Source organism: Streptomyces sp. NPDC004629, assembly GCF_042873595.1.
In the GTDB taxonomy this organism is placed as follows: Bacteria; Actinomycetota; Actinomycetes; order Streptomycetales; family Streptomycetaceae; genus Streptomyces.
On the sequence record NZ_JBIALO010000001.1, the window covers coordinates 515,692 to 534,889 of the forward strand.

The window sequence follows — 19,198 nt, forward strand, 5'->3', positions numbered from 1 at the left end:
CGGACTACACATCCGGGATGTCCGCCTTGGCCGCAAGGATCGTCGCCCTGGGGATGATGACCAGCCGCTCTCCGGGATCGACACGTACGCCGTCCGGAAGCCGCCCTTCGTAGGAGTCGGTCAGATCCGACCCGATGACCGCGACATCTCCGTTGTCCAGCTCCCACATGTCCGGACAGCCGGTGTTTCCGGAAGTCTGCCCCAGCTCAAGAGACGACTTACCCAGTCGCCGCGCAAAGGACGCTTCGGAATCGGCTTTCCACTTCTTCGCCATGTCTCCTCCAGGTGCCAGCATCTGTTGAAGGCCCAGCTCTGAGCGTGACGACATTATCGCCTAGAGTGTCTGTTCGGCTTCGGGATTCCTGTATGGGGCGTTAGCCGGTCTTCCTGCGGGACCCATGCTCGCCGCCACGGACTCGATCGCGCGTTCCTCCGCGGCGACCAGGTAGTGATCCGGGTTCAGGCCCATGGCTGAGCGCTCGGGCGGCGACCAGTACAGCGCGTTGCGCTCGGCGAAGGTCCCCGGGCCGTCGTACGAGTTCAGCCAGATGAACTGGTTGTGCTCCCGGTCCGTCCACGCACTCCCGATCGCGAACCTCAGCTTCAGCCGCAACGGAACGATCCCTTCCCGCCACCTCTCCACCCACTCGTCGAGCAGGCCGTCCCGGACGGTGTACGTGCCTGTTCGCCTGCCACCGGAACCCGGGCGCCCATGCTCCGGTGGCAGGGGCGCCCTCTTTCCCAAGGACCACGACGGCGGAAAAGGACCCTTCCAAGCCCCACCTCTCCCGCCCGCCGCTCAAGCTCACTCACGCGAGTGAACATCGCGAACTCGACTGGATTTGTGGCCCCTTGCCTGCCCTACGCTCGGCCCAACACAACCGCAGACATGCGACGGCCCCCGCCGGGACGGCAATCCCAGTGCGAGGGCCTGACCACCGAGGAAGGCATCAACTTCCCAGATGGATACGCAGAACCCTAGCGCGCCCTCACGCGCCCAGGCCCGTGTTGCCGAGAACAACCACCCGAAGCGGCACACCGGTTCCCCGTCCGGCGGCGGCCTCATCCACGACAACACCCGCCACACCGAGCGCTTCGCGGTGATCGGCAACCACCTCACCCAACACCCGGAACTGTCCCTCCTCGCGATCGGACTCGGCTGTCACATCCAGTCGTTGCCCAAGGGCGCTCGCGTCGACATCAAGTCCCTCACTGCCCGTTTCCAGGAGGGTGCGACGCGGATCGCCGCCGCGCTGCGCGAGCTGGAGGCCCACGGCTACCTGCGCCGCGAACGTGAACGCGTGTCCGGCGGCCGTATCGTCACCCGGACCATCTCCTGCAACCAGCCGACGGCGGAATGCCGGGAGCCCCGATCCACTGCTTGCGCGCCTCTACGGCGACCGGCGGCGGCGCCGAAATCGAAGGCACCCCACAAGCCCCTGCCCGCCGTACCGCGGCCCTCGCACCCCCATCCCAAGCTCATCCAGGCGGCCACCGATCTTCTCGCCGCCCTCCATCGCGACGACCCACGCCTGCTCCTCTCCGCCCGAGACACGGCCCATCTCGCGCCCGGCGTGGCCGCCTGGCTGGAGCGTGACGTCAGCACCGTCGCCGTACGGCACGCGCTCACCGCGGGCCTGCCACCCGAGGGGCTGCTTCGTCGGCCGACGGCCCTGCCGGCCCATCGACTCGCCGCCCAGCTGCCACCCCCGCCGCCGTTCCGGGCCTCGGCCGCACCACCTGCCGTCCGGGCTCCGCTCCAGAACTGCGACGGCTGCGACCGTGCCTTCCGCTCTCCGAAACCAGGACGCTGTCATGACTGCCGCACTTCCATTGCCACCGCCGCGTGAGACGCCGACCACGGAAACGACTGATCCCCCGTCCCGAGCTGACACCGGATGCCCTCCGTGCGGCCCTCGCCGTCGTCGCTCCGGCGCGCCTTGACGAGATGCAGGCCATAACCTGGAGCACGACGATCCGGCCATCGCGCGGGAGGCCCTTCGCGAGCTGAGTGCGGTCCTCGAAGAGGCGCTGAAGGCAGTGCGGGCGTCAGCTGGAAAGGGGAGTACGCCTTCGGGGCAGAAGAGGCCGCCCGCGCCGCTCCGGCGGGCTTCTTGGCCGCTGTTTCACGCTGGCCGAGGACTGGTCAGGGCGGCTGACATCCTTCACATCCACGGCCGGGCCTATGACGGGATGGACCCGAAGGGCAGCGAAATCATCGTCTCCGGCGGCTGTTCAGGTATCAGGTCGTTGTACGGAGCCAGCGTATCTACGTCGTCCAGATCACTATCTGGGCTTCTGAGGGTCCATGGCGACTGGAGCGGCACGATCTGGAAGCGGAGGGGGCAGAACAGGTCACTTTGACCGGAGCATGTACGGCTCGGTTCGAGGCGTTCATGACGAACCTGTCGTACGCCCGGCGCATGGTCGAAGCGGGCCGGATGCTGACCCCCTTCAAGTCCCCGACGATCGACATCGACGACTTCTACCGTGCGGCCTGGGTGCAGGCAGTCGCCGCCATCGACCACTGGCTGCACGAGGAGGTGCTGCGCCGGGTCGCTGAACTGGGGGCCAAGGACAGTCCCGACATGCCCTACCAGCTCCGTGTCTACGAATTGCCACTGCACACCGTCGAGGCGGTGCGGAAGGGTGACGTCACCCTTCCCAGCGCCGTGGTCGAGCATCTGCGGGACAAGCTCGCGGCCCAGTCTCTCCAGCACCCTGGAAAGATCTCGGAGGTGCTCAAGCTCGTCACGGACAGAAAGGTCTGGTATCTGTCTGCCGGGTGGATCAACAAGACGTTCTTTCAAGCGCGCACCTCCCTGAACGAGAAGACACTTCGCAGCCGCTATCTGGAGATCACTCAGCGGCGTAACAAGATCGCGCACGACGCCGACCTGATCGACGGGGACCTGAGGCAGCGCCGCCCCATCGACGAGTCGTCAGTGAACGACGCCATCGACTGGATCGAGCGCATCGCGCTGGCCATCGCTCACGTACTCGACGAGGAAGGGTGACGGTCGGGCGGGGAGGTGGCCCGGCACCGTCGGTGCGGCTGCGTAGGGTGGGGTGCATGACCGAACAGCCATCCCGCCGTCTGCTGCTGGTGCACGCGCACCCGGACGACGAGTCGATCAACAACGGCGCGACCATGGCCCGGTACGCCGCCCAGGGAGCGCAGGTGACGCTGGTCACCTGCACCCTGGGGGAGCGGGGCGAGGTCATTCCGCCGCGGCTGCGGCAGCTGACCGGAGCCGCACTCGGCGCGCACCGGCTGACCGAGCTGCGGGCCGCCCTCGGTGAGCTGGGTGTCACGGACGTCCGGCTGCTCGGCGGCGCCGGCCGCTACGGTGACTCCGGGATGATGGGCCTGCCCGACAACGACGACCCCGACTGCTTCTGGCAGGCCGACCTCGACGAGGCCGCCGGCCGGCTCGCCGACATCGTCCGCGAGGTGCGGCCCCAGGTCCTCGTCACCTACGACGACAACGGCGGATACGGGCACCCGGACCACATCCAGGCCCACCGCGTCGCCATGCGCGCCGTCGAACTGGCCGCCGGCACCGGCTGGAGCGTCCCCAAGGTCTACTGGAACCGCATCCCGCGCTCCGTCGCCGAGGCCGCCTTCGCCCGGCTCCGGGAGGAACTGCCCGGCCTCCCCTTCGCCAAGGGCGGCTCCGTCGACGACCTGCCGGGCGTGGTGGACGACGACCGGATCACCACCGCGGTCGACGGCGCCGCGCACGCCGTGGCCAAGGCCGCCGCGATGCGCGCCCACGCCACCCAGATCGAGGTCGCCGAGCCCTGGTTCGCGCTGTCCAACGAACTGGCGCAGCCGCTGTTCAGCACGGAGTACTACGAGTTGGTGCGGGGCCCGCGGCCGGATGAGCGCGAGAGCGACCTGTTCGCCGGGCTCGCCCCCGAGGAGGCGTCATGAGCGGGGCGGGCCGGGAACGCCACGGACCGGCGCTCGCCCAGCCGCTGCACCGGCCCTCCGCCGGGCGGATCGTGGCCTGCGCCGGGCTGCTCCTGCTCGGCGCCGTGGTCGCGCTGGCCGGGGCGCTGGTGCAGAGCGGCTGGTTCCCCGGCGGGCTGCTGCTCGCGCTGGTGGGCGCGGCCGGGCTGTTCCTCGGCGGCGCCCGGGCCATCGGCTCCCGCGCCGGGGCGGTCGCGCCCGCCGCCGGCTGGATCATCGCCGTCATGCTGCTCACCGCCAGCCGCCCCGAAGGTGACTTTCTGTTCGGCGCCGGAATCGGCTCGTATCTGTACCTGCTCGGCGGGATGGCCGTTGCTGTGATCTGCGCCACCCTTGGGCCGGGGCGGCAACCGAACGGGGGCGCCGCCCGACTTGGCAAGTGACGTACCACTTCGCCGTGCGACGCACGTGCGAGTCCGGTGTGGATTTCCCCGGTGGTCATGGGATACACGGCCTAAGCGGACAGTATGGTGGTGCGCGCCGCCGAGCCTCCCCCAAGCACTCGACTCCGCTCGTGCCGGGGGGACCCCCACACTGAGGTCATCATGGGCGGCGGAGCCAACCGGGAGAACCTGCCTTGAGTCGTGAAACTGACACTCCGTCCTCCGGGCCCGACGGGCGCGGCGGAGCCGCATACCCGTCGGGGACACCGCCGTACGGGACCCCCATGGCAGCCGACGGCGGCACGGGCGCGGGCCGTTCGGCCGCGCAGCCGGAGGAGCGTAAGACCGAGACCACGCTGACGACCCGGATCCGGATCAACATCCCCGGATCGCGGCCCATCCCGCCGGTCGTCGTGCGCACACCCGTCGCGGACACGGAGAGTCCCGACGAGGGTGCCGACGCGCGGCCGGCTCCCGCCCAGTCGCCCACCGGCCCCGGCCAGGCCCCGGCCGAACCCGCCGCCCCGGCCGCCGAGAAGGAGAAGACGAGCGACTGGTTCGCCCCCCGCAAGTCCGGCCCGGCCAAGGGCGGTCCGGGCGGCGCCGACGCCAACGGGGCCCCGGCGCCCGGCGCTTCGGCGGTCGGCGGGGCCGCGGCCCCGGGCACGCCCGGCGCGGCGCGGCCCGGCGGCGGCCGGCCCGGCGGGATCGTCGGCGCGATGGGCGTGTCCGGCGGGTCCAGGCCCGGCGGTGGCGGCACCAACGGCGGGGGGCTGCCCGGCGCCACCGGCGGACCCGTCGCCCCCGGACACGGCGGCGGCACCGGCTCCTTCGACGTGACCGAGGCGCTCGCCGCGGGCCCCCTGGGCGGCGGCAGGCGGCCCGGCCCGGACGGCGCAGGCGACTCGCGCCGCGACGACCTGCCGTACTTCTCGGAGAACGGGCACGGCGGCAACGGGCCCGGCGCGGGCGGCCAGGGCGGCACCCACGGCGGCCAGGGCGGACCCGGCGGCCCCGGGGGCCTCGCCGGCCGCGGCGGACCCGCAGGACCGACCAGCGGACCGGTCACCGGGGACGGGCCGATGGTGCCGCCCGCCGCGGGCCCCGCCGTCCGCGGCGACCACGGCCTGGCCGCGGGTGAGCCCTTCGACGGCCCGAACCCCGGCGGCCACCCAGGGCCGGGCGTACCCGGTACGCACCACGGACCCGGCGGCGGGCTGAGCGACGACACCGCGATCCTCACCCCGCAGAAGCAGGTCCCGGAACCGGCCGATCCCGGCTACGGCGTCCCGCCCGACAACGTCTCCGGACACACCGTCACCAGCGGCATCCCGGTCGTCCCGCCCGGCCCCGATGCCGGGTTCGCGCCGGGCCCGCAGGCCGAGGGGCCGGTGCCGCACACCGCCCCGAAGCCACCCGAACCGGTCGCACAGAACGTGCCCGAGGCCAAGCCGAAGAAGAAGGGCCGCAGCAAACTGGTGCTGCTCGGCGGTGCCGTCGTCTTCCTCGGCGCCGGCGTCTACGGCGCCGGGCTGCTGATGAACCACTCCGACGTGCCCAAGGGCACCACCGTGCTCGGCGTCGACATCGGCGGCGGCACCCGCGACGACGCCGTCAAGAAGCTCGACGACGCGTTCGGCAGCCGGGTCGGCAAGCCGCTGAAGCTGTCGGTGGACGGCAAGACCGTCTCGCTGACACCCGACAAGGCGGGCCTCCAGTTCGACTTCCAGACCACGGTGAGCACGGCCGCGCGCAGCGACTACAACCCGATGTCCGTGGTCGGGTCCCTGTTCGGCCAGAAGCGCCAGGTCGAAGCGGACATGCCGGTCGACGAGGAGAAGCTCCAGGCCGCCCTGAAAGAGGCCGGCGGCGCATCCGGATCCGTCACCGAGGGCACGATCAAGTTCGAGTCCGGCAAGGCCGTCGCGGTCTACGGCAAGGCGGGCAAGGGCGTCGACGCCGGCCGGTCCGTGCAGGCCGTCGAACAGGCCTACCGCACCCTGGTGGAGACCGGCACGGCGTCCCCGGTGACCGTGCCCACCACGACCCAGCAGCCGACGATCTCCAACGCCGAGGTCGACCGGATGATGAAGGAGTTCGCCGAACCCGCGATGTCCGACATCGTCCACGTGCAGACCGACCCGGCGCACAGCATCCCGTTCGGCCCGCTGTCCCTGCCGAAGATCCTCGGCGTCAAGGCCGTCGGCGGCAAGCTAGTCGAGACCTACGACCTTGAGGCGCTCAAGCAGGCGTACGGCAGCACGTACGACGGCGTTCAGATCGTGACCGCGACCGGGAAGCGCGCCGTCCAGCCGCAGGACGTCGTCGCCGCGCTGCGCAAGGCCCTGCGCGGCAAGACGCCGGCCGAGCGCACCGGAACCATCGACACCAACCCGAACTGACCCCAAATCGCCCGGACGAACGGTCCCCTATATCCAGACAAGTCACCCAAGGCCCTGACCGTGCCCCGCCAGGGGCGCGGGGAACGGCGCGCTCAGCCACAACGCACCCGCACCCGATGCCGAAACGGTGCCCCGATAGGGGCGCGGGGAACGGCGCGCTCAGCCACAACGCACCCGCACCCGACGCTGAGACGGTGCCCCGGCAGCGGCGCGCTCAGCCACAACGCACCCGCACTCGACGCCGAGACCGTGCCCCGATAGGGGCGCGGGGAACGGCGCAACCAGCCAAAACGCACCCGCACGCGACCCCCGCCCGAAACCCCACCAACCCGGCCTAATTCAACAGCGCCCGCGCCGCATTCGCCTGACGCCGCACCCGCCGCGCCCCCGACTCATCCGCCGCGGCCAGCACCTCCGCATACGCATCAAGCTCCGCCGCCCCGGCGGCGAACTCCCCCCGCTGAACAAGCAGTTGCGCCCGGTCATAGCGCAGCCGCGCCGGATGCGACGGCACCAGCAGGGACAGCTCCACGGCCCACAGCGCCACATCCGACCGCTCCGGCCGCGCCGCCGCCCACGCCCGGATGTTGTTCAGGATCCGCACGACGACGTCGACAGGCGCCGCGGGCACCAGCATGGACGGCTCCAGCGGAGCCCCCGTCGCCCCGGCGACCAGCAACTCCGTGTCCGTCCCGGTGAGCACCCGGCCGCCGTCGAACGGGTCCGCCAGCACCTGTTCCCCGGCCTCGCCGAACCCCACCACGAAGTGTCCGGGCAGCGCCACCCCGTACACATGCGCCCCCGCCCGCCGGGCCACCTCCATCCAGATCACCGACAGCAGGATCGGCAGCCCGCGCCGCCGCCGCAGCACCGCGTGCAGGAGCGACGACTCCAGCCGCCGGTAGTCGGCCCGGGAGCCGTGGAACTCGTGCCGCACCCCGAGCAGCTGGTGCAGCGCCGCGGCCCAGGCCGGCGGCCCGCCCGGACGGTACGGCAGCTGCCCCGCGAGCCGGTCGAGCTCAAGCTGCGCGGCGTCCACGCCCGCCTCGTCCAGCGCCCCGTCCGCCACCGCGCCGAGCAGCAGACACAGCAGCGACAGATCGGGCCGCTCCGAGCGGGCCTCCGCGGCGAACCGGCGTCGCACCTCGGCGGAGCGCTCCGGGGACGGGGGATAGGGGGGACGCCCGGCTGGCCCGTGCCCGGTCACGACGGTCCGCGCCGGGGGTCGGCGCCGCCGGTGTCATCCGGCTCCCGGTAGTGGTGGTAGGTGTGGTGCGCGGCGAAGCCGAGACCGGCGTACAGCGCCCGCGCCCCCGCGTTGTCCGACTCGACCTGGAGCCAGGCGGCCGAGGCACCCTCGTCGAGGGCGCGCCTGGCCAGCGCGGCCATCACGGCCGTGGCCAGCCCCCGCCGGCGCTGCTCCGGATCCACCTCGACGGCGGCGAACCCGGCCCACCGCCCGTCCACGACGCACCGGCCGATCGCGGCCGGGGCGGCCCCGGCCGCCCCGGGCACGGTCGCGAACCACACCGACGGCCCGCTGCCCAGCACCCGCAGGGCCACCTCGCTCACCCCCTTGCGCTGGTATCTGGTCAGCCATGTCCCGTCCGCGGTCCGGGACAGCAGCACTTCGCCGCCCTCGGCCCGGTCCGCGACCGGTGCGAGCGCCCCGGTCCACAGCTCGGCGGTCACCTCACGCCGCCAGCCGCGCCGTTCCAGCTCCGCGCACAGCGGTTCCTGCGTGCCCGCGGCGCCGGTCGCGGTCTGCACGTACGCGGGCAGCCCGCGTTCGCCGTACCAGCGTCGTACGGCCCGCAGTGCCGCGTCGAGCGGAAGCCCCGGGTCGCCGAGCGGCAGCACGCTGTTGGCCCGCCTGGTGAATCCCACCCGTCGCCCGGCCACCGCCTCCCGAGGGCGCGCTTCGCGCGGCGTCCCCTGGACCGCGGCGCGCAGCTCCCACGCGCCGAGCGGCTCGCTCTCCACCGGCTGCCAGGCCCGCGCGGACACCCGCGCGAGTTCCTCGTAGGCGGCGGCGGGACCCCGGCGACGCGCCGGGGCGGCGGGCACCGTTTTGCCCGCGACCAGCGCGGATTCCGGGATCCGGACGCTCTGCCCGTCCTTCCGTGTGATCAGCAGCACACCGTCGTCCCAGGATGTGAGAACACCCACCGTGTCGGTGAACTTCGCCGTGGGACTTCCGGGATCGCAAAGGCGCCGCACGGAGACCCGTTTACCCACGTCAGCAGCGGTGATACGGACCTCAAGTCGTCCAGCGGCAGAGATTTCCACAGGTCAGTTCACCCCTCCTGTTCGGATCATGCCCAAGAACGGAGATACTAGGGGCGGGCATCGACGACGCCGCGCTCCCGCGCGCCAGGCGGCGGAGCCTGAGGAGGCCCGCCAGCGCCCTATCGAGGAGGAACGACAGCGTGACCTACGTCATCGCGCAGCCTTGTGTCGACGTCAAGGACAAGGCGTGCATCGAGGAGTGCCCGGTCGACTGCATCTACGAGGGCCAGCGGTCCTTGTACATCCACCCGGACGAATGCGTCGACTGTGGTGCCTGTGAGCCGGTCTGCCCGGTCGAGGCGATCTTCTACGAGGACGACACTCCGGAGGAGTGGAAGGACTACTACAAGGCGAACGTCGAGTTCTTCGACGAACTCGGCTCCCCCGGCGGCGCCAGCAAGCTGGGCCTGATCGAGCGCGACCACCCCTTCATCGCCGCGCTGCCGCCGCAGGCCGAGTAACCCGCACGACGGCCCGCCACCCCGGTTCCCGGCAACCGGGGCCAAGGCGCCGCCTCGGTCCCGTACGGCCCGGTCGCCCCGATCGCCGCCGCGCGGGGCCGAGGCGTTTGCCGTACCGACGAAAGTGAGCCACCGCACCGTGTCCGCAGTCTCCGACCGGCTTCCCGACTTCCCCTGGGACAAGCTGGAGCCGTACAAGAAGATGGCCGCCGCGCACCCCGACGGCATCGTCGACCTGTCCGTCGGCACCCCGGTCGACCCGGTCCCCGAGCTGATCCAGAAGGCGCTGATCGCCGCGGCCGACTCGCCGGGCTACCCGACCGTCTGGGGCACCCCCGAACTCCGTGACGCGATCACCGGCTGGGTGGCACGCCGGCTCGGTGCCCGCGACGTCACCCACCGCCACGTCCTGCCCGTCGTCGGCTCCAAGGAACTGGTCGCCTGGCTCCCCACCCAGCTGGGCCTCGGCCCCGGCGACAAGGTGGCCCTCCCGCGCCTCGCCTACCCGACGTACGAGGTGGGCGCCCGCCTGGCGCGGGCCGAGCACGTGGTCTACGACGACCCGACGGAACTGGACCCCGCGAACCTGAGGCTGCTGTGGCTGAACTCCCCGTCGAACCCGACGGGCCGGGTGCTGGCCAAGCAGGAGCTGACCCGGATCGTGGCCTGGGCCCGCGCGCACGGCGTCCTGGTCTTCTCCGACGAGTGCTACCTCGAACTGGGCTGGGACGCCGACCCGGTCTCGGTGCTCCACCCGGACGTCAACGGCGGCTCGTACGACGGGATCGTCGCCGTCCACTCCCTCTCCAAGCGCTCCAACCTGGCCGGCTATCGAGCCGCCTTCCTGGCCGGTGACCCGGCCGTCCTCGGCCCCCTGCTGGAGATCCGCAAGCACGGCGGCATGATGACCTCCGCACCGACGCAGGCGGCGGTGGTGGCGGCCCTGGGCGACGACACGCACGTCCGCGAGCAGCGCGAGCGCTACGCCGCCCGCCGCACGGTCCTGCGCGAGGCGCTGCTCGCCCACGGCTTCCGCATCGAGCACAGCGAGGCGAGCCTCTACCTGTGGGCCACCCGGGACGAGTCCTGCTGGGACACGGTCGCCCACCTCGCCGAGCGGGGCATCCTGGTCGCGCCGGGTGACTTCTACGGCACGGCGGGCGAGACGTTCGTACGCGTGGCGCTGACGGCCACGGACGAGAGGATCGCGGCGGCGGCGCGCCGGCTGTCCGACTGACATGGCTGCCGGACCGACACGGCTGTGGGGCCGACACGGTTGTCGGACTGACGCGGCTGTGGGGCCGACACGGCTGTCCGTCTGACATGGCTGCCGGACCGACACGGCTGTGGGGCCGACACGGCTGTCGGACTGACGCGGCTGCCGGGCCGGCACGGTTGTCGGACTGGCATGGCTGTCGGGCCCACACTGTCCGACTGACATGGCTGTCCGTCTGACACGGTTGCCGGGCCGACACGGCTGTCGGGGCGACGCGGCTGTCCGGCTGACCGCGGGCGGTCCGCGGCCCGTCGGACACGGCGACGGGGCCCAGGAGGCGTCCTGGACCCCGGCACCGTTCGGTCTCGGTGGCATCGGCCACCGTCGGCCTCAGCCGCCCAGCGGGAGCCCCTGCACCGGCAGCTGGGACGTCGGCAGCTGGGAGGTGGGCAGCCCACCCTGGGTGAGGTCGCTCGTCGGCAGCCCGCCCTGCGTGGCCGACCGGGCCGTCTCGCCGAGGACGCCCCTGGCGGTGCCGGCCGCGTCGCCCGCCGCCTTCTTCACGGCCTTGCCGCCGGTCTTGCCCGCGACCGGCACCGCCTTCTCGACGGCCTTGCCGCCCGTGTCGCCGGCGACCCCGGTGACGTGCCGGGCCGCGCCGTCGACGGTGTTGCCGACGCCCGCCCCGTCCAGGGCGGTCAACCCGCCGAGGTTCGGGGTGGCCGGGAGGCTCGGCGCAGCGCTGGCGGAGCCGGCCACACCGACCCCGGCTGCCGCTCCCGCTGCGATGAGCAGCGCGGTACGGGCGATCCGGCGGGTCAGGGGGAGGGACATGATGCTCCATTCGACGGAGAACTGTGAAGTATCCGACCGCACCCGGAAGTTGACCGACCGCTGTTGATCGTCCGGGCGCGGACGCAGTGACTACCGCTCGAAGCCCGCGAAGGTTGCGGCGGCCCCAGGTAAAGAATTGATGACGCGTCGCATTATCGGGTGTGGATAAAAACGGGCAAAAAGCGCTCCATGGGGACGCCTCCAGAACCCTTGCATCCCCGCATTCCCAAGGGTTTTCCCGGTCGCGGGGGTGACCGCGCATCCACCTGCGCGCCGTCCACTTCGAGCCGCGTCGTGTAACCCCTGAGAGTGAGCCGCTGTACTACTGCCCGGTCACGATCCGCACGGACCCCGCGGCCCGCTCCGCGCCCGCGGCGCCCTGCGAGACGACCGGACGCCACCGGCTGTCCGTGCTCCCGGCCGACCACTCGCGCCCGGCGTAGGACACCCGCTGGATGCGCAGGGCCGAGGAGTTGGCCACCGCCCAGTGCGCGAGCTGCCAGCCCCGCTCCAGTTCGGTCCGGCCCGCCGCGTCGGTCCTGGCGCCCTCCGGCACCGGCACGGTCACCGTCCGGCCCTTTGCCCGGGCGGTCACCGTCGGCGCCGGCGACGGCCGCTTCGAGCCGCCCACCTCGGCGCCGGCCTCCTCCAGGGTGTCCCGCGGGCCGAAGTCCCGTACCAGTGCCGTCCGTACCGCGTCGGCACCCGTGGCCAGGGCCGCCGCCTCCACGCCGGCCGTGGGGCGCCCCTGGCAGGTCAGTGTGGCCGCCGACCGTCCGGTCAGGGCCGCGGCCAGCAGCGTGGCGTCCGGCTCGTGCTTGGCGTACGCCTCCGGGTAGCCGCTGCGCTGCACGCGCTGTGCGGCCACGGTGAGCGGGAGCCGTTCGTAGTCGCGCACCTTGACCAAGTGGTCGTAGAACATGCTCGCCGCGTAGGCCGGGTCCATGATCTGCTTGTCGGTGCCCCAGCCCTGCGAGGGACGCTGCTGGAACAGTCCGAGCGAGTCCCGGTCGCCGTGCCCCAGGTTGCGCAGCCCGGACTCCTGGAGCGCGGTCGCCAGCGCGATGGCCACGGCACGCTCGGACACGCCGCGCCCGGTGCCGACGGCGGTGATCGTCGCCGCGTTCACCGCCTGCTCGGGCGTGAACCGGTACGACGTACGGTCGTTCCCGTTCGCGACCACCTTGCAGGCGGGAGTCCGCGTACCACCGGTGACGTACTGCACGACGAGATAGCCCGCGAGCGCGCACAGGACGACGAGGGCCGCGCCGAAGCGGAAGAGGCGGCCACGACGCTTGGGGGAAGGGGGGGTCGGCTCTGGCACGCCTACAAGGTACTGGAGGCCACTGAGGCCCCCGTGCCGGGTGCGGCGTGCCGGTGCGCGACATCCCGCGCGTGGCGGCGCGTTAGGGTCGGGACCATGGCCGACACCTCGCTTGACCTCACGCTGGACGCCGCCGCGCTCACCGCGCAACTCGTCGACTTCCCCTCGGAGAGCGGCACGGAGAAGCCGCTCGCGGACGCGATCGAGGCCGCCCTGCGCGCCCTGCCGCACCTGACGGTGGACCGGTACGGCAACAACGTGGTCGCCCGGACGGACCTGGGCCGCCCGGAGCGGGTCATCCTGGCCGGCCACATCGACACGGTCCCGATCGCCGGCAACGTGCCCTCGCGGCTCGACGCCGACGGCGTCCTGTGGGGCTGCGGCACCTGCGACATGAAGTCGGGCGTCGCCGTGCAGTTGCGCATCGCGGCCACCGTCCCGGCTCCCAACCGCGATCTGACGTTCGTCTTCTACGACAACGAGGAGGTCCAGGCCGACCTCAACGGCCTCAAGCACGTGGCCGAGGCCCACCCGGAGTGGCTGCGCGGCGACTTCGCGGTGCTGCTGGAGCCCTCCGACGGCGAGGTCGAGGGCGGCTGCCAGGGCACGCTGCGCGTGCTGCTCAGGACGGCGGGCGAGCGGGCCCACTCGGCGCGCAGTTGGATGGGCGCCAACGCGATCCACGCGGCGGCCCCGATCCTCGCCCGGCTCGCGTCCTACGAGCCGCGCCGCCCGGTGATCGACGGCCTGGAGTACCGCGAGGGCATGAACGCGGTGGGCATCGGCGGCGGCGTGGCGGGCAACGTCATCCCCGACGAGTGCGTCGTCACCGTGAACTTCCGCTACGCGCCCGACCGCACGGAGGAGGAGGCGCTCGCGCACGTCCGGGAGGTCTTCGCAAACTGCGGCGTGGCGGAGTTCGTGGTCGACGACCACAGCGGGGGCGCGCTTCCGGGGCTGTCCCACCCCGCGGCGGCGGCCTTCATCGAGGCGGTGGGCGGCGAGCCGCGGCCCAAGTACGGCTGGACGGACGTGTCGCGGTTCTCGGCGCTGGGCATCCCCGCGGTCAACTACGGCCCGGGAAATCCGCACTTGGCCCACAAAAGGGACGAAAGGGTGGAAACAGGGAAGATTCTGGCGGGGGAGGCCCGTCTGCGGGCGTGGCTGACGGCATGACCGATGGCATGTCTGAGGGCGCGACCGAGGGCATGACCGATGCCATGGCCGGGTCGGACGGCCGGGGTGAGGGCGCGGCGCTCGACGGCGGACATGCGCAGGTCCCCCGCGTGTAACCCGCGCCGATCTACGCTGAGGTGGAAAGTCCGCAATCTGAGGGAGCGCACATGGCCACTGGGAACCCGGAGGGCACGAAGCAGCCGGAGGAGCAGCGCCTCGGGCCGGTCCTCCGCCGCCGCGGCCAGGTCACGGCGAGCACCACGGACCAGCGCCTGCTGGACGCGGGCGGCCCCTCGGACTGGGTGCACACCGACCCCTGGCGGGTGCTGCGGATCCAGTCCGAGTTCATCGAGGGCTTCGGCACCCTGGCCGAACTGCCGCCCGCCATCAGCGTGTTCGGCTCGGCGCGTACGGCGGCCGAGTCGTTCGAGTACGACGCCGGAGTGCGGCTCGGCCGGGGGCTGGTGCAGGCGGGCTGGGCGGTGATCACCGGCGGCGGACCGGGCGCCATGGAGGCGGCCAACAAGGGCGCCTGCGAGGCGGGCGGTGTCTCGGTGGGCCTCGGCATCGAACTGCCCTTCGAACAGGGGCTGAACCCCTACGTCGACATCGGCCTGAACTTCCGCTACTTCTTCGTCCGCAAGATGATGTTCGTCAAGTACGCCCAGGGCTTCGTGGTCCTGCCCGGCGGCCTCGGCACCCTCGACGAACTCTTCGAGGCCCTGACCCTCGTTCAGACCCAGAAGGTCACCCGCTTCCCCATCGTCCTGTTCGGCAGCGCGTACTGGGGCGGCCTGGTCTCCTGGCTGGAGAACACCCTGGTGGCCCAGGGCAAGGCGGCGGAGAAGGACCTGCTCCTGTTCCATGTCACGGACGACGTGGAGGAAGCGGTGGCCCTGGTCTCCAAGGAAGCAGCCCGCTGACCCAGCACCCCCCACCACCCGCAAAGCCCCACCCCACCTCGCCAAAGGCTCTGCCCGGCTGACAGCTGTGCCGGTAGGAGTGCGGTGCCGAGGCGGGGCGTCGTGTCCGGCGGTGAGTGTCCCTGACGAGACATCGCGCCGGGCCGTCAGACCCAGCGGAGCTTGACGCCTGGCCGGCAGCCATGCCGGGCGGGGCGTCGGGCCCGGCCGTCAGCCCGGCGAGTTCGCGACACGCCGCGCTGGCGCTCTGGTGCCTGCCTGGCGGCGGGCAGTGCCCGGTTGGGTGCCGTGCCGGGTCCAGTGCCATGCCAGTGCGAGGGCGTCGGGTCTGGCTGAGCGGTGTGCTGGGCGGGCGTTGTGTGTGGCTGGCTGTCGTGGTCGGCTGACCGCCACACCCGGCGGGGCGTCGTGCGCGGCCGAGGAGCCATGCCCTGCGGTGTGTTCTTCCCGGCCGTCAGCCCTGCCTGGCCGGGCGTTGTACGCGGTCGAGAGCCATGCCGTGTGAGACGTCATGCTCGGCCGGCAGTGACGCCCTGCGGGGCGTCGGGCTCGGGCGGGTGTCGGGTCGGGGCGGCCGTCATGGCTGGTGGGGCGTCGTGGCTTTCGGCGGGACGCCGGTCGTGGCGGTCCTGCCGGGGTCGACGCCCGCGTCGGTCGGCGGCGCGGCGCCCGGGGCGACCGCCCGGCAGCGGCCGGGGCGGTTCCCATCTCCCGGTCACCCGGCGCCCGAGCCGTTCGGCTGCGTCCCGTCTGCCGGACCGGGGAGTTGCCCCGCCCGTCCGAGAGGCCCGTTCACCTCGCCGAGGGGCCGGCGCGCCCGTCGGAGTGGGTCGATCACCCCCGGTGCAGCCCCCGACCACCCGAGGGCCCGCTCAGCCTCCCGGCAACCGTCCGCAAGCCGTCGACGCCCGCGTCGGTCGGTGGCGGTGGGTCATGCCAGGCCCCTTCGGGCCACCGCGGGTGGGCGGTGGCCCGCGATGGACGCCACCATGTCCAGCACCTGCCGGGTCTCGGCCACCTCGTGCACCCGGTACACCTGTGCCCCCAGCCACGCGGACACCGCGGTCGTCGCCAACGTACCCAGCACCCGTTCCTTCACCGGCCGGTCCAGCGTCTCCCCGACGAAGTCCTTGTTGGACAGCGACACCAGCACCGGCCACCCGGTCGCCACCATCTCGTCCAGCCGCCGCGTCGCCTCCAGACTGTGCCGGGTGTTCTTCCCGAAGTCGTGCCCCGGATCGATCAGCACCGACTCCCTGGGCACCCCCAGCGCCACCGCCCGCTCGGCCAGCCCTAGGGTCACCCGCAGGATGTCGGCCATGACATCGTCGTACGCCACCCGGTGCGGCCGGGTCCGGGGCCGCGCCGCGCCGGCGTGGGTGCACACCAGCCCCACCCCGTGCCGCGCGGCGACCTCCGCCAGCCGCGGATCCACTCCGCCCCACGCGTCGTTCAGCAGGTCCGCCCCGGCCTCGCACACGGCCTCTGCGACGTCGGCCCGCCAGGTGTCCACACTGATGACCACGTCCGGATACCGGCGCCGTACCTCCGCCACGAACCCCACGGTCCGCCGCGCCTCCTCCTCCGCGGTGACCTCCTGCCCGGGCCCGGCCTTGACCCCACCGACGTCGACGATCGCCGCGCCCTCGGCCACGGCCTGCTCGACGCGTGCGAGCGCCGGCTCGTCCCCGAACGTGGCCCCCTGGTCGTAGAAGGAGTCCGGGGTCCGGTTCACGATCGCCATGATCACCGGTTCGTGCGGCCCGAATTCCCGCCTGCCCAGCCTGAGCATCCCCTGTGACCTCTTCTCATCCATCCCCGGTACTTCCCGCTGCACAGCCGCCTGTGACCCTAACTGTCAGACTCGCATGGCACGATCGGACCCTGACACTTTCGACACCGAGCACATCGGGTGCACCGAGCACACCGAACGTGGGGAGCCGGCGATGGTTATGTTCTTGTTCCTGGTCGTCGCGCTCGCCGTGGTGGTCGCCGCGGTGACGCTCGCCGTGGTGGGCGGCGGCGAGAGCGGCCCGCTGCCGGAGGCGGCCCCGGAGAGGCTGCACGACCCGCTGCCCCCGGACCGCCCGGTGGGCCGCGCGGACGTGGAGCGACTCCGCTTCCCGCTGTCCGCCCGCGGCTACCGCATGGCGGACGTGGACGACGCCCTCAGCCGCGTCGCCGCCGAACTCGCGGAGCGGGACGCCCGTATCACCGACCTGGAGTCCGCCCTGGCCGGAGCCCAGTCCGCCGCGCACGTCCGGCTGGACAAGCCCGCACACCCGGAGGACCAGCAGTGACCGACGGCACCGTCCTGGCCGGCCCCGACGGCGCGCTGCGCTGCCCCTGGGCCCTGTCCACCGAGGACTACGTGACGTATCACGACGAGGAGTGGGGCCGCCCGGTCCACGGCGACGACGCCCTGTACGAGCGGCTCAGCCTGGAGGCGTTCCAGTCCGGCCTGTCCTGGATCACCATCCTGCGCCGCCGCACGGGCTTCCGGGCCGCCTTCGCCGACTTCAGCATCCAGAAGGTCGCGGCCTTCACCGACGAGGACCGTGAACGCCTCCTCGCCGACCCCGGCATCATCCGCAACCGCGCCAAGATCGACGCGACCCTCGCCAACGCGCGTGTGCTCGTCGACTGGTCCCCGGGCGAGCTGGACGCCCTGATCTGGTCGTACGCCCCGGATGCGGCCGCCCGCCCGACCCCGAAGACCCTCTCCGACGTCCCTCCGGTCAGCCCGGAGTCGACGGCCCTGTCGAAGGACCTGAAGAAGCGCGGCCTGCGCTTCATCGGCCCCACAACGGCGTACGCCCTGATGCAGGCCTGCGGCCTGGTCAACGACCACCTGGAGCGCTGCACCAGCCGCACCACCGGGGCCTGAGCGCCCCGAAGGGGCGCGGGGCTGTATCGATATGCGGCTCCACCACGCGGGCGCGACCAGCCCCGACGATGCCGCAGCCGACCGACGCAGCACCCCGACCCTCCCGGCAGAGCACAACCAAGCAGGCCCGGCGAAGTCCCTGAAGGGGCGCGAGGAACTGCGCGACCAGCCACGACGCCGCCGCAGCCGACCGACGCAGCACCCCGGCCCTTCGGGCAGAGCACGAAGCCGGTCCGGCGAAGTCCCCGAAGGGGCGCGAGGAACTGCGCGACCAGCCACGACGCCGCCGCAGCCGACCGACGCAGCACCCCGGCCCGGCTGTGTCGATCTGCGGCTCCGCCGCGCGGGCGCGACCAGCCACGACGGCGCCGCAGCCGACCGACGCGCCACCCCCGCCCATCCAGCGGAGCGCCTAGCGGCCCAGATACCGAGGCTTCTCCTTGTTCACGAACGCCTGCACGGCGATGGCGTGGTCCTCGGACCGGCCCGCCCGGGTCTGCAGCTCGTCCTCCTTGTCCAGCGTCTCGTCGAGGGAGTGGGTGAGCCCGTACGCCACCGCCTCCTTGATCGCCGCGTACGCCACCGTCGGCCCCTCGGCGAGCGCACGGGCGACCTGCTCGGCCTCGGCCCGCAGCCGGTCCGCGGGCACCACCCGGTTGGCGATGCCCAGCTCGTACGCCTCCGGTGCCTTGACGCTGCGCGGGAAGAGCAGCAGGTCGGCGGCGCGGCCGGGGCCGACGACCCGGGGCAGCGTCCAGGAGATCCCGGAGTCGGCGGTCAGCGCGACCCCCGCGAACGAGGTGTTGAAGGACGCCGTCTCGGCCACCACCCGGTAGTCCGCCGCGAGCGCGAAACCGAGACCGGCCCCGGCCGCGACCCCGTTCACGGCGGCGACGACCGGCTTGGGGGCGCCGGCCAGGGCCCGCACGATCGGGTTGTAATGCTCCCGCACCGTGCTCATCGTCTGCCCCGACCCCGCCTCCCGGTCGGCGGCCAGCAGCCCGATGTGCTCCTTGAGGTCCTGGCCCACGCAGAACGCCCGGTCCCCGGCCGCGGTCAGCAGCACGGCCCGTACGGCGGCGTCGTCGGCCGCGGCCCGCGCCGCGTCCCGGAGGGCGACCTTGGTCGCGATGTTCAGCGCGTTCATCGCCTCGGGGCGGTTCAGCGTGATCGTCGCGAGTCCGTCGCTCACCTCGTAGAGCACGGTGTCGGCCATGGGGCATCCCCTCCGGTGTTTCGGCCCTGACGTACCGCTCAGTACGTCGTTGTCTCGGGACAGCATGGCGGAGATCTCCGCCCGGTGCCGGACCCGGGGTGTGACCTGCGT

The 19,198-nt window shown here is 72.6% G+C and carries 19 protein-coding genes; 11 read left to right on the forward strand and 8 right to left on the reverse strand.

Annotation, left to right across the window (positions count from 1 at the left end; genetic code table 11):
* Window positions 1-4: 4 nt before the first annotated feature.
* On the reverse strand, window positions 5-274 hold the full coding sequence (locus ACFYTE_RS02225) for a hypothetical protein (protein WP_388703651.1): 270 nt from the start codon (window positions 272-274) through the stop codon (window positions 5-7).
* Between the two features lie 60 nt (window positions 275-334).
* Window positions 335-613 carry a hypothetical protein gene (locus ACFYTE_RS02230; protein ID WP_388703654.1) on the reverse strand — a complete coding sequence of 93 codons (279 nt, stop codon included), beginning with the start codon at window positions 611-613 and terminating at the stop codon, window positions 335-337.
* Window positions 614-962: 349 nt separating this feature from the next.
* On the opposite strand from ACFYTE_RS02230, the gene ACFYTE_RS02235 reads away from it, so the two are divergent.
* From ACFYTE_RS02235 to ACFYTE_RS02255, 5 genes are all read left to right on the forward strand, one after another.
* Window positions 963-1,850, forward strand: coding sequence for a helix-turn-helix domain-containing protein (locus ACFYTE_RS02235; RefSeq protein WP_388703657.1), 888 nt, complete (start codon window positions 963-965; stop codon window positions 1,848-1,850).
* 546 nt (window positions 1,851-2,396) lie between these two features.
* Window positions 2,397-3,017 (forward strand): hypothetical protein, encoded by a 621-nt coding sequence (locus ACFYTE_RS02240; protein ID WP_388703660.1) that lies wholly within the window; start codon window positions 2,397-2,399, stop codon window positions 3,015-3,017.
* A 56-nt stretch (window positions 3,018-3,073) separates the two neighbouring features.
* Window positions 3,074-3,937: an N-acetyl-1-D-myo-inositol-2-amino-2-deoxy-alpha-D-glucopyranoside deacetylase gene (gene mshB / locus ACFYTE_RS02245; RefSeq protein WP_388703662.1), complete on the forward strand. Its 864-nt coding sequence runs from the start codon at window positions 3,074-3,076 to the stop codon at window positions 3,935-3,937.
* Window positions 3,934-4,359, forward strand: a complete 426-nt coding sequence (locus tag ACFYTE_RS02250; RefSeq protein ID WP_388703665.1) for a DUF6113 family protein — start codon at window positions 3,934-3,936, stop codon at window positions 4,357-4,359. Before mshB ends, ACFYTE_RS02250 begins: the two co-directional genes overlap by 4 nt.
* Before the next feature lie 194 nt (window positions 4,360-4,553).
* Window positions 4,554-6,761, forward strand: coding sequence for a hypothetical protein (locus tag ACFYTE_RS02255; RefSeq protein WP_388703667.1), 2,208 nt, complete (start codon window positions 4,554-4,556; stop codon window positions 6,759-6,761).
* Between the two features lie 334 nt (window positions 6,762-7,095).
* On the opposite strand, the gene ACFYTE_RS02260 is transcribed toward ACFYTE_RS02255, so the two are convergent.
* Window positions 7,096-7,968, reverse strand: coding sequence for a tetratricopeptide repeat protein (locus tag ACFYTE_RS02260; RefSeq protein ID WP_388703670.1), 873 nt, complete (start codon window positions 7,966-7,968; stop codon window positions 7,096-7,098).
* Entirely contained in the window at window positions 7,965-9,050 is a 1,086-nt protein-coding gene (locus ACFYTE_RS02265; RefSeq protein ID WP_388703672.1) for a GNAT family N-acetyltransferase, read from the reverse strand. Before ACFYTE_RS02265 ends, ACFYTE_RS02260 begins: the two co-directional genes overlap by 4 nt.
* A 140-nt stretch (window positions 9,051-9,190) precedes the next feature.
* Between ACFYTE_RS02265 and fdxA the strand changes: the two genes are divergently transcribed.
* Window positions 9,191-9,511 carry a ferredoxin gene (gene fdxA, locus ACFYTE_RS02270; protein ID WP_030929316.1) on the forward strand — a complete coding sequence of 107 codons (321 nt, stop codon included), beginning with the start codon at window positions 9,191-9,193 and terminating at the stop codon, window positions 9,509-9,511.
* 139 nt (window positions 9,512-9,650) lie between these two features.
* Window positions 9,651-10,748: a bifunctional succinyldiaminopimelate transaminase/glutamate-prephenate aminotransferase gene (locus tag ACFYTE_RS02275; RefSeq protein WP_388703675.1), complete on the forward strand. Its 1,098-nt coding sequence runs from the start codon at window positions 9,651-9,653 to the stop codon at window positions 10,746-10,748.
* Window positions 10,749-11,117: 369 nt separating this feature from the next.
* Here the strand turns inward: ACFYTE_RS02275 and ACFYTE_RS02280 are convergent, their stop codons facing one another.
* Both ACFYTE_RS02280 and ACFYTE_RS02285 read right to left on the reverse strand, forming a co-directional pair.
* Entirely contained in the window at window positions 11,118-11,561 is a 444-nt protein-coding gene (locus ACFYTE_RS02280; protein WP_388703678.1) for an ATP-binding protein, read from the reverse strand.
* 322 nt (window positions 11,562-11,883) lie between these two features.
* A complete protein-coding gene (locus ACFYTE_RS02285; protein WP_388703680.1) occupies window positions 11,884-12,885 on the reverse strand; it encodes a heavy metal transporter in 1,002 nt (333 codons plus the stop codon).
* Between the two features lie 96 nt (window positions 12,886-12,981).
* Between ACFYTE_RS02285 and dapE the strand changes: the two genes are divergently transcribed.
* Both dapE and ACFYTE_RS02295 read left to right on the forward strand, forming a co-directional pair.
* Window positions 12,982-14,061: a succinyl-diaminopimelate desuccinylase gene (dapE, locus tag ACFYTE_RS02290; protein ID WP_388703683.1), complete on the forward strand. Its 1,080-nt coding sequence runs from the start codon at window positions 12,982-12,984 to the stop codon at window positions 14,059-14,061.
* A 167-nt stretch (window positions 14,062-14,228) separates the two neighbouring features.
* Window positions 14,229-14,984 (forward strand): TIGR00730 family Rossman fold protein, encoded by a 756-nt coding sequence (locus tag ACFYTE_RS02295; RefSeq protein ID WP_388703686.1) that lies wholly within the window; start codon window positions 14,229-14,231, stop codon window positions 14,982-14,984.
* 931 nt (window positions 14,985-15,915) lie between these two features.
* Here the strand turns inward: ACFYTE_RS02295 and folP are convergent.
* Entirely contained in the window at window positions 15,916-16,776 is an 861-nt protein-coding gene (folP, locus tag ACFYTE_RS02300; RefSeq protein ID WP_388704035.1) for a dihydropteroate synthase, read from the reverse strand.
* 154 nt (window positions 16,777-16,930) lie between these two features.
* Between folP and ACFYTE_RS02305 the strand changes: the two genes are divergently transcribed.
* Together ACFYTE_RS02305 and ACFYTE_RS02310 are read left to right on the forward strand one after the other, a co-directional pair.
* Window positions 16,931-17,284 (forward strand): DivIVA domain-containing protein, encoded by a 354-nt coding sequence (locus ACFYTE_RS02305; protein WP_388703688.1) that lies wholly within the window; start codon window positions 16,931-16,933, stop codon window positions 17,282-17,284.
* A complete protein-coding gene (locus tag ACFYTE_RS02310; RefSeq protein ID WP_388703691.1) occupies window positions 17,281-17,871 on the forward strand; it encodes a DNA-3-methyladenine glycosylase I in 591 nt (196 codons plus the stop codon). The genes ACFYTE_RS02305 and ACFYTE_RS02310 overlap by 4 nt, the downstream gene beginning before the upstream one ends.
* Window positions 17,872-18,283: 412 nt before the next feature.
* Here ACFYTE_RS02310 and ACFYTE_RS02315 read toward each other — a convergent pair whose 3' ends face one another.
* Complete coding sequence (locus ACFYTE_RS02315; protein ID WP_388703693.1) at window positions 18,284-19,087, reverse strand: enoyl-CoA hydratase/isomerase family protein; 804 nt, start codon at window positions 19,085-19,087, stop codon at window positions 18,284-18,286.
* Window positions 19,088-19,198 lie beyond the last annotated feature (111 nt).

Excerpts from the sequence above, each read along its gene's own strand:
- ACFYTE_RS02225 (WP_388703651.1), bottom strand. The coding sequence starts at position 274 with ATGGCGAAGAAGTGGAAAGCCGATTCCGAAGCGTCCTTTGCGCGGCGA.
- ACFYTE_RS02235 (WP_388703657.1), top strand. The coding sequence starts at position 963 with ATGGATACGCAGAACCCTAGCGCGCCCTCACGCGCCCAGGCCCGTGTT.
- ACFYTE_RS02240 (WP_388703660.1), top strand. The coding sequence starts at position 2,397 with ATGACGAACCTGTCGTACGCCCGGCGCATGGTCGAAGCGGGCCGGATG.
- mshB (WP_388703662.1), top strand. The coding sequence starts at position 3,074 with ATGACCGAACAGCCATCCCGCCGTCTGCTGCTGGTGCACGCGCACCCG.
- ACFYTE_RS02250 (WP_388703665.1), top strand. The coding sequence starts at position 3,934 with ATGAGCGGGGCGGGCCGGGAACGCCACGGACCGGCGCTCGCCCAGCCG.
- ACFYTE_RS02280 (WP_388703678.1), bottom strand. The coding sequence starts at position 11,561 with ATGTCCCTCCCCCTGACCCGCCGGATCGCCCGTACCGCGCTGCTCATC.
- dapE (WP_388703683.1), top strand. The coding sequence starts at position 12,982 with ATGGCCGACACCTCGCTTGACCTCACGCTGGACGCCGCCGCGCTCACC.
- ACFYTE_RS02295 (WP_388703686.1), top strand. The coding sequence starts at position 14,229 with ATGGCCACTGGGAACCCGGAGGGCACGAAGCAGCCGGAGGAGCAGCGC.
- folP (WP_388704035.1), bottom strand. The coding sequence starts at position 16,776 with ATGCTCAGGCTGGGCAGGCGGGAATTCGGGCCGCACGAACCGGTGATC.
- ACFYTE_RS02305 (WP_388703688.1), top strand. The coding sequence starts at position 16,931 with ATGGTTATGTTCTTGTTCCTGGTCGTCGCGCTCGCCGTGGTGGTCGCC.
- ACFYTE_RS02315 (WP_388703693.1), bottom strand. The coding sequence starts at position 19,087 with ATGGCCGACACCGTGCTCTACGAGGTGAGCGACGGACTCGCGACGATC.